Source organism: Paenibacillus sp. FSL H7-0737, assembly GCF_000758545.1.
In the GTDB taxonomy this organism is placed as follows: Bacteria; Bacillota; Bacilli; order Paenibacillales; family Paenibacillaceae; genus Paenibacillus_AQ.
This window is the reverse complement of sequence record NZ_CP009279.1, coordinates 4,887,887-4,902,217: the sequence shown is the minus strand read 5'-3', so window position 1 is coordinate 4,902,217 and position 14,331 is coordinate 4,887,887. Positions and strand designations below refer to the sequence as shown.

9 protein-coding genes are annotated in these 14,331 nt (G+C 41.2%); all 9 read left to right on the top strand.

Annotation, left to right across the window (positions count from 1 at the left end; all coding sequences use genetic code 11):
- Nucleotides 1–355: 355 nt before the first annotated feature.
- Nucleotides 356–2,977, top strand: coding sequence for a bifunctional acetaldehyde-CoA/alcohol dehydrogenase (adhE, locus tag H70737_RS21535; RefSeq protein ID WP_042129885.1), 2,622 nt, complete (start codon nt 356–358; stop codon nt 2,975–2,977).
- Nucleotides 2,978–3,229: 252 nt separating this feature from the next.
- Nucleotides 3,230–5,491 (top strand): formate C-acetyltransferase, encoded by a 2,262-nt coding sequence (gene pflB, locus H70737_RS21530; RefSeq protein ID WP_042190525.1) that lies wholly within the window; start codon nt 3,230–3,232, stop codon nt 5,489–5,491.
- 215 nt (nt 5,492–5,706) lie between these two features.
- Nucleotides 5,707–6,444: a pyruvate formate-lyase-activating protein gene (gene pflA / locus H70737_RS21525; RefSeq protein ID WP_042190523.1), complete on the top strand. Its 738-nt coding sequence runs from the start codon at nt 5,707–5,709 to the stop codon at nt 6,442–6,444.
- Nucleotides 6,445–6,865: 421 nt separating this feature from the next.
- On the top strand, nt 6,866–8,275 hold the full coding sequence (locus tag H70737_RS21520) for an extracellular solute-binding protein (RefSeq protein ID WP_042190521.1): 1,410 nt from the start codon (nt 6,866–6,868) through the stop codon (nt 8,273–8,275).
- A 127-nt stretch (nt 8,276–8,402) separates the two neighbouring features.
- Nucleotides 8,403–9,287: a carbohydrate ABC transporter permease gene (locus H70737_RS21515; RefSeq protein WP_042190519.1), complete on the top strand. Its 885-nt coding sequence runs from the start codon at nt 8,403–8,405 to the stop codon at nt 9,285–9,287.
- On the top strand, nt 9,287–10,117 hold the full coding sequence (locus tag H70737_RS21510) for a carbohydrate ABC transporter permease (RefSeq protein ID WP_042129876.1): 831 nt from the start codon (nt 9,287–9,289) through the stop codon (nt 10,115–10,117). Before H70737_RS21515 ends, H70737_RS21510 begins: the two co-directional genes overlap by 1 nt.
- 29 nt (nt 10,118–10,146) lie before the next feature.
- Nucleotides 10,147–12,003 (top strand): cache domain-containing sensor histidine kinase, encoded by a 1,857-nt coding sequence (locus tag H70737_RS21505; protein ID WP_042190517.1) that lies wholly within the window; start codon nt 10,147–10,149, stop codon nt 12,001–12,003.
- Nucleotides 11,978–12,763 (top strand): response regulator transcription factor, encoded by a 786-nt coding sequence (locus tag H70737_RS21500; protein WP_042190514.1) that lies wholly within the window; start codon nt 11,978–11,980, stop codon nt 12,761–12,763. The genes H70737_RS21505 and H70737_RS21500 overlap by 26 nt, the downstream gene beginning before the upstream one ends.
- 563 nt (nt 12,764–13,326) lie before the next feature.
- Nucleotides 13,327–14,319, top strand: coding sequence for an ABC transporter permease (locus tag H70737_RS21495; RefSeq protein WP_231573326.1), 993 nt, complete (start codon nt 13,327–13,329; stop codon nt 14,317–14,319).
- The last annotated feature ends 12 nt before the right edge of the window (nt 14,320–14,331 follow it).

Sequence of the window (14,331 nt, the reverse complement as noted above, 5' to 3'; positions counted from 1 at the left end):
AGATTTATAAATTTATAAATCTTCAGAAATAGTGATAATCAATTGGAAATTATTACAGTGTAGGGAAATCGTAATTGACTGTGATGAAGAGAATACGTTTTTGTGTACTGATTATAGATATATGGAATAAAAAGGAGCTGAAATTTTGCTTATTAAAGTATAATTCTAAGATTTAAAGGGTTCTATAGCGCATAATATGGTAAAAAGACTATAATATGATCGAATGAAAGCGCTTTGAAAACAAATCAAAAAAACTTTATACTTTGTGAAAGATTTCACTATACAAGGTGGAAATCATGTGATAAGATAAATGTGTAGAGAAAAACAACTAAAAATTGACAGGAGGACGAGGGAGATGGCAGTTAAGAACGAAGTCGCCGCCCAAGTTAAACAAGTTACCGCTGAAGAGTATATTCAGAATTTAGTGGATAAAGCAAAAAAAGCGCATGAGGCGTTCATGGCGCTAGACCAAGAGCAAGTTGACACAATCGTTCATGCAATGGCGTTGGCTGGACTCGACAAACATATGTACCTCGCAAAATTAGCCGTAGAAGAAACTGGACGCGGCGTATACGAAGACAAAATTACGAAGAACATCTTCTCAACTGAATATATCTGGCACGGAATTAAATACGATAAAACAGTAGGCGTTATTGAAGACAACGCTTATGATAGCTTCCAAAAAATTGCTGAACCCGTCGGAATTGTTATGGGTATCACACCGGTAACCAACCCTACATCCACCACGATGTTTAAAGCGTTGATTTCGATTAAGACACGGAACCCTATTATATTCGGTTTCCACCCATCTGCGCAAGAGTGTAGTGCAGCTGCTGCAAAAATTCTTCATGATGCTGCCGTGAAAGCTGGCGCTCCTGAGAACTGTATCCAATGGATTGAAATGCCAACGATGGACAAGACAAACGCATTGATGAACAACCCAGACGTTGCTCTTATCTTGGCAACTGGTGGTTCTGCAATGGTAAAAGCAGCTTACAGCTGTGGTAAACCAGCACTTGGCGTAGGCCCTGGTAACGTACCTGCTTTCATTGAAAAGAGCGCGGATATTGATCAAGCCGTAACGGACATTATTCTTTCTAAAACATTTGATAATGGTATGATCTGTGCTTCCGAGCAAGCTGTTATTATCGAAGAACCAATCTTCGATCAAGTGAAGAAAAAGATGATTGCTAATGGCTGCTACTTTGTGAATAAAGAAGAAGCTGCCAAACTGACTAGTGGAGCAATGAATGTAGATAAATGTGCGGTTAACCCAGCAATCGTAGGTCAATCCGCAGTGAAGATTGCTGAAATGTGTGGCATTCAAGTCCCTGCCGGCACAAAGATTCTGGTAGCAGAACTTGAAGGTGTAGGCACTAAATATCCACTTTCCGCTGAAAAATTAAGCCCGGTTCTTGCTTGCTACAAAGTTAAGAATGCAGATCAAGGTATCGAACGCGCAGCTCAAATTGTTGAATTTGGTGGTATGGGACATAGCTCGGCTATCCACTCCAACAATGAAGAAGTAATCATGAAGTTCTCTAACCGTCTGCAAACAGGACGTATTCTCGTTAACTCGCCTTCCACACATGGTGCGATCGGCGATATCTACAACACTAATATCCCTTCGTTGACTCTGGGCTGCGGATCTTATGGTCGTAACTCCGTGTCGCAAAACGTTACAGCAATCAATTTGATCAACGTGAAAAGGGTGAATCGTCGTACCGTGAATATGCAATGGTTTAAAGTACCTGACAAGATATATTTCGAAAAAGGCGCTACTCAGTACCTGACCAAAATGCCTGATATCACACGTGTCGCAATTATCACTGACCCAATGATGGTTAAGCTTGGATATGTTGAAAGAGTTGAACATTACCTGCGTCAACGTCAAACTCCTGTAGCTATCGAAGTGTTCTCTGAAGTTGAACCAGATCCATCGACAACTACAGTTGAAAAAGGTACTGCAATGATGAACAGATTCCAACCGGACTGCATTATCGCACTTGGCGGCGGCTCCCCAATGGATGCTGCAAAAGGAATGTGGTTATTCTATGAACATCCAGACGCAGACTTTAATGGTCTGAAACAAAAATTCATGGATATCCGTAAACGGGTATACAAATTCCCTAAACTTGGTAACAAAGCTAAGTTTGTAGCGATTCCAACAACTTCGGGTACAGGTTCGGAAGTAACATCTTTCGCAGTTATTACCGATAAAACAACTGAACAGCACACTAAATATCCTTTGGCTGACTACGAGTTAACTCCAGATGTGGCTATCATTGATCCAGAGTTCGTATACAGCTTGCCAAAAACTGCTGTTGCTGATACAGGTATGGACGTATTGACACATGCTATCGAAGCTTATGTATCGGTTATGGCGAGTGACTATACTGATGGTCTAGCTATTAAAGCGATCCAACTGGTATTCCAATACCTTGAAAAATCGGCGCTGGAAGGCGACAGAGTAGCACGTGAGAAAATGCATAACGCATCAACACTTGCTGGTATGGCCTTTGCCAATGCATTCTTGGGTATTAACCACAGTTTGGCACATAAATGGGGCGGACAGTACCACACTGCTCACGGTCGTACTAACGCGATCCTTATGCCACACGTTATCCGCTACAATGCTAAAAAACCTACGAAGTTCGCTTCGTTCCCTAAATATTCGCACTTCGTAGCTGATGAGCGTTATGCTGAAATTGCCCGTATTCTGGGATTGCCAGCTCGCACAACTGAAGAAGGTGTAACTAGCCTGATCAATGCTATTCGCGATATGAATAAAAAATTGGGCATCGAAGAATCGTTCCAACAACTGGGCTTTGATCCTAAGGACTTCGAATCCCGCGTAGATTATTTGGCTGACCGTGCGTTTGAAGATCAATGTACAACTGCCAATCCTAAGCTGCCACTGGTTTCTGAGCTTGCTGATGTATACCGTAATGCGTTCTACGGAAGATTTGATAATTAATAAATGGTTAAATAGAGAATAGGATAGTTGTGGACTTAGATAAAGGTGACAAATATCACTCGAAAGGTGATATTTGTCACAGTGTTTTTATAGAAAATAAACTAGAATGTTTATATAAACAACGGTCCCACATATGAAATGTTGATTGTGAAATTTGGAACAACCACATCTTTTGGGGATCACGAGACACGGGATCAACCTTCAAGCCCGCGATCTCTACAAATATAATAAATATAGATGGAGGGATTTAGCATGTCGGTGATTGAAAAAGAAGTAAATGAAGTGAAATCCGGTTGGAGAAGTTTTACAAAAGGTAAATGGTCCAAGAAAGTTGACGTTAACAACTTTATCGCTAGTAACATTAAGCCTTATGAAGGTAACGAAGAGTTCCTCGTAGGTCCTACTAGTAACACAACTGAACTGTGGAAGATTATTTCCCAACTGAGCAAGGAAGAAAGAGAAAGAGGCGGCGTATGGGATGTTTCCCTAGATACTGTCTCCACAATCACTTCACATGCTCCAGGCTACATTGACAAGGACAAGGAACAAATTGTAGGCGTGCAGACTGACGCTCCTTTCAGACGTTCCATCCAGCCATTCGGCGGGATCAAGATGATGGTTGATGCTACGAAGGCTTATGGCTTCGAGCTTCCACAAAACATCGTTGACATGTTCACGAACATTCGCAAAACGCATAACCAAGGCGTATTTGATGCATATACACCAGACATGAGAGCAGTGCGTAAATCCGGCGTTATCACAGGTCTTCCTGATGCTTACGGCCGTGGACGTATTATCGGCGACTACCGCCGCATAGCTCTGTACGGTATTGATTTCTTGATTAAAGACAAAAAGCAACAACTAGCTGAGCTTGAAGTTGATTCCATGACAGAAGAAGTAATTCGTTTACGTGAAGAACTGTCCGAGCAAATTCGTGCACTGGGCGAATTGAAAGAAATGGCAGCTGCTCACGGCATGGATATTTCCAAACCAGCGATGAACTTCAAAGAAGCTACTCAATGGGTATACTTTGGATATCTGGCAGCAGTTAAAGAACAAAATGGTGCAGCGATGTCCCTGGGACGTGTTTCTTCCTTCCTAGACATTTATGCAGAACGCGATATTGAAGAAGGTACTTTGACTGAAGAACAAGTACAAGAAATTGTCGATCATTTCGTAATGAAACTGCGTATCGTGAAATTCTTGCGTACACCTGACTATAATGACCTGTTCTCCGGCGACCCTACTTGGGTAACTGAATCCATCGGTGGTATGGCTGAAGATGGAACCACTCGTGTTACCAAGAACAGTTTCCGTTTCCTGAACACCCTGTACAACTTGGGTCCAGCTCCGGAACCAAACTTAACTGTACTTTGGTCCGAAAGATTGCCTGAAGGCTTCAAAAAATATTGTGCTAAGGTTTCTATCGAAACTAGTGCAATTCAGTATGAAAATGACGATCTAATGCGTCCATACTGGGGTGAAGATTATGCGATTGCTTGCTGCGTATCTCCAATGCGTATCGGTAAACAAATGCAGTTCTTCGGCGCTCGTGCCAACCTGGCAAAAGCTTTACTGTATGCTATTAATGGTGGTAAAGACGAAAAATCCGGAGCACAAGTTGGACCGGAATTCCCAGCTATCACTTCTGAATATCTAGATTATGACGAAGTAATGAAACGCTTCAAACCGATGATGGAGTGGTTGGCTAAGACTTATGTTAACACTTTGAACATCATTCACTATATGCATGACAAATATTCTTACGAACGTATCGAAATGGCACTGCATGATCGCGACATTCTGCGTACAATGGCTTGCGGTATCGCTGGTCTGTCCGTTGCAGCTGACTCACTGAGTGCTATTAAATACGCGAAGGTTAAACCAATCCGTAACGAACAAGGTATTGCAATTGACTTCGAAACTGAAGGCGAATTCCCTTGCTACGGTAACAATGACGATGCTGTAGACAACATCGCAGTAGAATTGGTTGAAACCTTCATGTCTATGATCCGTAAACACAAAACATATCGTGATGCTGTACCGACTCAATCGGTATTGACCATTACTTCGAATGTAGTGTACGGTAAGAAGACAGGTACAACACCTGACGGACGTAAAAAAGGCGAACCATTTGCACCAGGTGCTAACCCAATGCATGGACGTGACAAGAAAGGTGCTCTGGCTTCACTGAACTCTGTAGCCAAACTGCCTTACTCTGATGCACAAGATGGTATCTCCAATACGTTCTCTATCGTACCTAAGGCACTGGGTAAAGATGATGAATCCTGTAAGTCTAACCTGGTACACATGATGGACGGATACTTCCATAATAATGCTCAGCATTTGAACGTTAACGTATTTAACCGTGAACAGCTGATGGACGCTATGGATCACCCTGAGAACTATCCACAATTGACTATCCGTGTATCCGGTTATGCAGTTAACTTCATCAAGTTGACTCGCGAACAACAAATGGACGTAATTAACCGTACTTTCCACGGTTCAATGTAATTTGTTTATATTTATAAAGATCTTTCATTGAGATATGCTCTAAAATATTTGCAAGGAATTACCGCTCTTGTTTCAAGGGCGGTAATATCTTGTTCAAGAATCATTAAAATTTTAAATTTTACGGTCGCGATTAAGGAGAACACAGTCTTAAGGGCAGGGATTCTTCTTCGTGAAAGATGGACTGTTAGTCAGTCCTGGAGAAAGGATGACATCCTATGATTAAAGGTCGCATACACTCTTTGGAAACCTTTGGAACCGTTGACGGACCTGGTATTCGATTTGTCTTATTTATGCAAGGGTGCTTGCTGAAATGCCAGTATTGCCATAACCCTGATACTTGGGCTTTAGATGAAGGTAAGGAAATGACTCTAGAAGAAGTGCTTTCGGAGATCGAGCCATATTTAAACTACTATCGTTCATCCGGTGGTGGGTTAACAGTATCCGGCGGAGAACCAACTTTGCAGGCGCAATTTGTAAAACAATTATTTACGGAAGTTAAGAAGCGTTGGAATCTGCACACCACATTAGATAGTAATGGTTATAACGAAGGTGACAAGATTAATGACCTATTGGATGTTACGGACTTGGTGATGCTCGATTTGAAGCATATTGATGAAGAAGCACACATTAAGTTAACTGGTAAATCTAATGATCGGACCTTGAAGCTTGCACGTTGGCTGTCAGATCATAACCGAAAGATGTGGATTAGACATGTATATGTTCCAGGCATTCATGACCGTGAAGAGGACCTTATCAATCTAGGTCGTTATATTGGAACCTTAAATGGCGTTGAGAAATTTGAAATCTTACCTTATCATCAAATGGGTATCTATAAATGGGAAATGCTCGGCAAGGCTTATGAATTGGATGGAGTGCCATCCCCTACGGATGAAGAAGTTCAGCGGGCATACCGCTTAGTCGAAGAAGGTCGTAAGCAGACAGCATTGGTATAATTTATACCTACATTAAGTGGAGCCGTTCCTTCAGTGATTTACTGCTGAAGGAACGGTTTTTTTGTTATGAGGGACGTCTGATGTCATTTAAAGGGGTAATTTTGTATTTTCGCTTTAAAAAAATGATATATTTACAGCTGTTAATTAACCAGTTGGGAATTTGTTGTGATAGATATTATGTCATTATATTGAGTTTTAATTATTTTTTTCTAAGTATATGTATGGTTAAATTACGCCATAAAGCTTTTGATCGTAATCATTACTGAAATAAAGTTATATTATATTACATATCATGTAGTTGATTCCGCTTTCATTAGAGATTTTTATCCCTATAGTGGATGAATCTTAACCTTACGAGAATGGAATCTGTTTTCTATAATAAGAAGTGTAAAGCACAACATTATATGGGGGGTCACAAGAAATGAAAAAAGGTATGACTTTGCTATTGTCCCTGATTTTTGTATCATCAGCTTTACTGGCAGGTTGCGGAGGCAACAACAATGCATCTTCTAACAAAGGAGATGGAAACGCTACCGCGACGAATTCAGCGGATGCTACAAATGCTCCAGCAACAGAAGAACCGGTTAGTAGCGAGCCGTTCGAAATGACGATTCGTCACACTCAAATCGGTGCCGACAAACAGAAACGTTTAGCTATTCTGCAAGAAGTAGTGAAAAAGGTAGAAGGCGATGTACCGGGTCTGACCTTTAAGCTTGATGGAGTAGATTCAGATGTAAACCGTAAAGAAAAATTACGTGGTGAAATGGCTGCAGGTAATCCACCAGAGATCTTCGATCTTTTCGGAAGCCCTGACTCTAAGATCTATGCTAAAGAAGGTAAATTACTCGATCTGACTCCAATCCTAGAGGAACTTGGAATTAAGGATAAATTCTCAAATCTTGATCCTTTCACTTATGAAGGAAAAATTTACGGATTGCCTATCGGTGGATCTGGTGAAGGCTTCTTCTACAACAAAGAATACTACAATAGCAAGGGTTGGAAAGCTCCAACAACATTTGCTGAATTGGAACAACAATTGGCTGACATCAAGGCTGACGGCAAAGTACCTTTGGCTGGTGCATCTAAGGCTGGTTGGGTACCACTTATGCTAGCTAACCACTTGTGGTCACGTTATGCAGGTCCAGATGTAACTGCTAAGTTTGCAACAGGCGAAGCTAAATGGACTGATCCAAACGTTGTAAAAGGTTTTGCGAAGTACAAAGAATGGGTTGACAAAGGATACTTCAAAAAAGGCGAACTTGGTTTCGAGTATGCTGAATATACAACACAATTCACTAGTAGCGAAGCAATCCTCTTGTATGATGGTACTTGGAAATCTTCCGTATTTAAAGAAGGACAATCTGGCGAAGGGTTGATCGGTAAAGTTGGATTCTTCAATATTCCTCCAGTTGATGGTGGCGTAGGTGACCAAACTGCATTGATGCGTGATGTGAACAATGGCTACGGTTTCTCTGCTTCTGCTGAGAAAGATCCACGTCAATTGGCTGCTGTGAAATCTTTCATCAAAAACTTGTTTAACGAAGAAATGCAATTACGTGGTCTTGTTGAAGATGGCGTACTGCCAGCAATGAAAATTGATCAAAACGTGCTGAATGAAAATATTACGGATGATCTGATGAGCGAAATCGTAGGTGTACTTAATAACTCACAATCTTCGTTCCCAGCATTTGACTCACTTGTTCAAGCTGATGTAACTACAGAAATCAGTAACATTCAAATTCAAAAGCTAATTGGTGGTCAGACAACTCCAGAGAAAATGGGCGAAGCTTTACAGAAGGTACAAGAAGAAGCAAACGCAGCAGTTGAATAAGTAGCTGCAAATTGAATGTACCCTGGTGCCAGAACCAGGGTACATTTTTAAACTCAAAGAAATTATGTGTTTGCAAAGATCTAAAACATTCATTGTTCGCCAGATGTCAAAGCAACCGGAGGTAGTCATGAATAAAGCACTAAGAAATCCATTGGTATTTTTCCTTTTTATTCTTCCAGCACTGATCTTGTTCACGATGTTCTTCATCTATCCCATCTTTAGTTCAATCTATTACAGCTTTACTAGCTGGAATGGGGTATCTGACACAGTCAAGTCTGCCGGAATCAGTAATTTTGAGAAGGCATTAGGAGACGAGCGATTCTGGATATCTGTCAAAAATAACGGTTTCTTTATTCTTTTCTCCTGTTTTGTACAGGTACCGTTAATCATATTCTTCTCGTTATTGATATCGAATGTAAAGAAGCTAAAAGGCTTGTATAAGACAGCGGTCTTCATGCCTTCTATTATGTCTACAGCAGTTATCGGTATTCTATGGGGCTTCATTTATGAGCCCAACATTGGACTTTTAAATAAGGTTCTAGGCTTAGTTGGTATTGATCCACTTTACTGGCTGTCGGATGAAAGATTCGCAATGTTATCCATCCTGATCACGAATGCTTGGCAATGGACCGGATTCTACATTGTAATGGTACTTGCAGCTATTCTGTCGATACCAGGTGAATTGGATGAAGCAGCTGCCATTGATGGCGCAACTGGATTCCAACGTGCTACACGTATCACGCTTCCTTTAATTGTTCCGATCATTTCTGTTGTAATCATGTTGTCCATTGCTGGAGCAATGAAAGCGGCGGATATCGTCATTGTAATGACTAAGGGTGGACCTGCTGGTTCAACCGATGTAATGGCAACTTACATGATTAAATATGCTATCACTAACTTTAAGTACGGGTACGGTAATGCCATTGCAGTCCTGATCTTTGTATTTACATTGGTGGTTACAGCTATTTATCAGCTGCTGATAGCCCGACGCACAGAAAGGATTGAATACTGATGCCACGCGCCCTGAAAAAAAGTCTGCCACACGTCGCACTATTGTCCTATCTACTAGTTATTCTATTTCCTTTCCTGTTCGTGTTATTCTCCTCTGTGAAAAAGGATAACAATGCAATAGCACTTAACCCTTTTGGGATTCCAAAGGAGTTCGTCTTCAATAACTACGTTGAAGCTTGGGTAAATGCCAAGATCAGCACCTACTTTTTTAACAGTTTGTACATTTCCATATTGGCTTCTGTAGTATCTATCATTCTAGCGTCTATGTTTGCTTTTGCAGTTACTCGGATGCGCCAAGGCAAATGGAATACGATTTTGTTCACCTTAGTTATGGTGGGAATGCTCATTCCAAACAACGCATTGATGCTTCCTATTTATACGATTGTACGTAAGATGGGAATTCTGAATACACACTGGGCATTGATTATCCCTTATATCGCGAATGCAATTCCGTTTACGATAATTATATTGGCTGCATTTATGCGCTCGTTGCCTAGAGAAATTGAAGAGGCAGCGGTCATGGATGGGTTGAAGGCACCAGGTATCTTTGCTAAAATTATTGTACCTCTAACCGTACCTGCCATGGTTACTGTATTCATTGTTAATTTCCTGGGCAATTGGAACGAATTCTTGCTGGCAAACTACTTCCTATCAAATGATGAACTACGTACGCTCCCAGTGGGTATGGTTCAATTCCGTGATCAATATCAGATGAACTATGCACAAATGTCAGCGGGTATCGTCTTCAGCGTTCTGCCAGTAATTGTGATTTATGCGATTTTACAGGAAAAAATTATTGAAGGCGTAACTGCGGGTGGCGTAAAAGGATAACTTTTTTTCTCAGTCAGGAGCACTAGCCGATGAATTTGCGCTATAAATTATTTACGGCATTTTTGGGCCTGATAATCATTCCCTTATTTATTCTAGGCATGCTTATGTTTTTCGTGACTTATAACTCAATTGAGAAGAAGTACAGTCAACAGTCGGAATACTCGCTCAAAGCAATTAGTTACAGTATTTCAAATGTGTTAAAAGATATGGATAACGTTACAGACAACGGAATTGCTACCTCGGTTTTTCATATGGCACTTAGCGCAGAAGATCCTTCTAATCAAGATTTGACTGATGCTGAGCAACTCAATTTGAATGCAAGCCAGCGCAATTTCCGTAGTCTGTTGTTTAACCATCCATCGATTAGCTATGCTTTTTTATACAATTTTAACGGTAGAGGTAACTCTGAAATCGTGTCGCTTTTTAATAAGGAAAATTTCCGAACGCTACCCTATGATACTTTCAAAAAAAGTGATTTGTACCAGGAAGTAATGGATTTGAATGGCGTGCCAAAATGGCTGGCTCCTCATGAGTATCCCGAACTTACAGGAACTGAACCTGTGTTTACACAAATTCGACTCGTGAAGGAACTGAGCTTCTTTCAGAACATAGGTATTCTTGTTGTACAGATCAAAAATTGGGAGCTCGAATCGATATTTCGCAATTTAAAAATTGGGGATAGTAATCAGGATGTTTCGTTTATGCTAGTAAATGATGACGGAATGATTCTATTTGACCCAGATCAAAAGCTGGATGGGCAGGATATTCAGTCATTCGCGAATAAAGAGATTACCTTCAAAAAAGGGTTTCAGAGTTTTAAAACAGAGTATAACGGGGAGAAAAGTATTCTCTCCATGTATCATTTGAAAGATTATCCTTGGAGTCTAGTGTCTGTAACCTCATGGGACTCTTTATCTCGAGAAGTTACAGTATTTGCACGCTGGTTTGTTGGGGTTATCTTCCTTTGCTTTTTGGCAGCAGTGATCTTCAATCTATTCTTTATGAATCGCATTACTGGTGCAATCGCCGTAATTGTTCGTTTTATGCGACGTGTTGAGGATGGAGATCTAACTTCGCGGGTAGAAGTGAAGGGGAATGATGAGTTAACGCTTCTTGGTAAAGGCTTTAATGATCTTATGGATAAAATTAACCGATTGTTTAACAGAATCCATTTGGAACAGCGTCGCAAGAATCAAGCCGAGATGCGTGTTCTACAGGCTCAGATTAAACCGCATTTTTTATTCAATACGTTAGAGTCGATTAATGTTCTGGCTATACAGAATGAAGGCAAGAAAGTCAGTGAGATGGTCTACCGACTGGCAAGTATTTTACGTATTAGCATTCAGGATCGAGAAGAAATTACACTGGATGAAGAGATTAAACATCTGCGCAATTATTTGGATATTCAAAAATTTAGATTTGAGGATTTATTTGAATACGATATTGATATCCCACAAGAATTGATGAGTTGCGGCATTTTAAAGCTTACTTTGCAACCGCTTGTAGAGAATAGCATTCAACATGGATTTGAGGGTATTGATTACAAAGGTCAAGTTTCTGTGAGAGTTTGGGAGAAGCAAGGGGACTTAATTTTACGAATTGAAGATAACGGTATTGGAATTACACCCTCTCAGTTGTCTATTTTCCAATATATTGTGAATGATCCTGTGGAGCAAGAGGTTGAAGTTGAACGGGAAAACCGGATGAATCTTGAACGTAGAGGCCTTGGCATTCGCAGTGTAGCGGATCGCATCCGCATTGAATACGGTGACAGATATGGAATATTTATTTGTTCCAGTCCAGGATATGGTACTATTATTCAATGTGTCATACCTAAATACGAGCAGGGGGAAGATCATTATGCTAAAAGTATTATTGGTAGATGACGAAGCCCCAATTCTGAATAATCTGAAGAGAGTGTTGCCATGGCAGGAGATGGGAATGGAGGTCGTCGGTATGGCGCGAAGCGGTATGGACGCCTTGCGCATTGCTGAAGAGGAGCAACCCGATCTTGTGTTGAGTGACATTCGTATGCCAGTGATGGACGGGTTAACTTTTGTAGGAAAGCTGCGGGAATTGGGATTGGATAGTGAGGTACTACTTCTTACCGGGTATCAGGAATTTGACTATGCACGGGAAGCGATCCGGCTTGGGGTAAAAGAATACATTTGTAAGCCGATACATTATGAGGAGCTTGGCAATAAGGTACGTGAGATCGGAGCTAATATCCGTAGTAAACAGTTTAAGAATAAACTGTATAATAGTATCCCTTTGTTTCAGGAGATTCCTGAAGTTGACAATGGCAAAAAAACGCCGGATCAGCTAATGAACTTGGCCGCTCAATACATCACTGAACATCTTCATTCAGATATCGGGATTGAGGAAGTGGCGAATAAGATCGGCATTAGTGGCAGTTACTTCTGCCTCTTGTTTAAGAACCGTTTTGCAATGACTTTCGTGGAATACGTAACACAACAACGAATTGAAGCTGCCAAGTTTATGCTTACTAACAGCGATAAGAGCATTACGGTGATTGGTTCCGGAGTCGGTTATCAGGAACGACGTTATTTCACGAAGGTATTTCAGAAGCAGACGGGGATGTCTCCTAAGGAGTATCGTGACCGGTGCCGAACCGAAGTGTTATGAGGTCGGCGGCGTATGGTGATGTTTAGCGTCACTGCAAGGAATGTCTGTTACTCAGCATGGTGAGGTAAGCGTCACTACGGAGGAATGTTTGGACTTTCGGTCGCTGTTATCCTCGGATTTCTTGATTGGAAACCGCTGCTCGCGGTTGAAATCCAATGAAAGCATATGCTTCCGAGGTAGCTTTCCAAGGAAAGCTTTTAGGCGAACGCTACGCTCCTACAGTTCCAAACTTCCTCTCCGCTCCTTCTCCCTCACCACACTTCGTTGTGGGTATGGGGTCGTCCCACTCCTGCGGTTGTGGGGACTCCTTAGGGGAAAGAAGAGATTATCGACCAGCCTGCGGCTGTGATAAAGGTACATAAGTTATAACCAATTTAATGATTTTAAACAGTAGAGATGATTATCCTTAGTTATTAAGGATAATCATCTCTTTTTTTATAGAAATATAATATGCTCCCTATACTCCCAAAATTTATCATATGTTTTAATTAGAGTGTAAGAAGGAAGTGCAAGGCGATAGCCAAGCAAGCGTGAAAAAGGCTCTAGATTAGGATGATGGGGAAATGGGGGAACAGAACATGAGTGTGACGAATCCTTCCGTCAGCTTATCAGAAGTAAAAAAACGCGGCAGGGGGAGAGTGCCGAATTTTCTGAGAGTAATGAAGAAATATTGGGTGTTCTATTTGATGATGCTCCCAGCCATTATTATTCTGATCATCAATAACTACATACCGATGTTAGGGACGGTAATTGCTTTTAAGGATATCAATTACCAGAAGGGCATTCTAGGCAGTGATTGGGTCGGGTTCTCGAACTTCAAATATTTATTCTCGACAGAGACGGCGTGGATCATTACAAGAAATACCCTATTGTACAACACTGCGTTTATTGTACTCACACTATTTTTTTCACTGGCTTTTGCGATTATGTTTAACGAAATGCGCAGCAGATGGCTATCAAAATTCCATCAGAGTGCGATGTTTCTCCCATATTTTCTCTCATGGGTCGTCGTCAGTTATTTAGTATACGGCTTTCTGAGTGCTGAGCACGGGTTCATGAACAAGACACTGCTTCCGTTCTTTGGGGTTGATCCAATTGAATGGTATTCGCAGTCGCAATATTGGCCGGGGATTCTAGTGATAGTAAAGCTGTGGAAGGAGATTGGCTATACGACGGTCATTTATATGGCTGCGATCATCGGCATAGATCACGAATATTATGAGGCTGCGCTGATTGACGGTGCTTCTAAATGGAAGCAGATTCGCAAAATCACGCTGCCGCTGATCAGTCCGGTTATCATCGTAATGACGCTACTGCAGATTGGTAGGATTTTTAACGCAGACTTCGGATTGTTCTTTCAGGTGACTAGAAACGCAGGAGCATTATACTCCACTACGCAAGTTATCGACACCTATGTATATCAGACCTTCCTGGCGATTGGTGATATTGGGATGTCCTCTGCCGCGGGTCTCGTTCAATCTATTGTAGGATTTCTACTGATATTCTTAGCAAATCTAGCAGTACGACGAATAAGTAAAGATGATGCGTTATTTTAGAGGGAGGTGGGC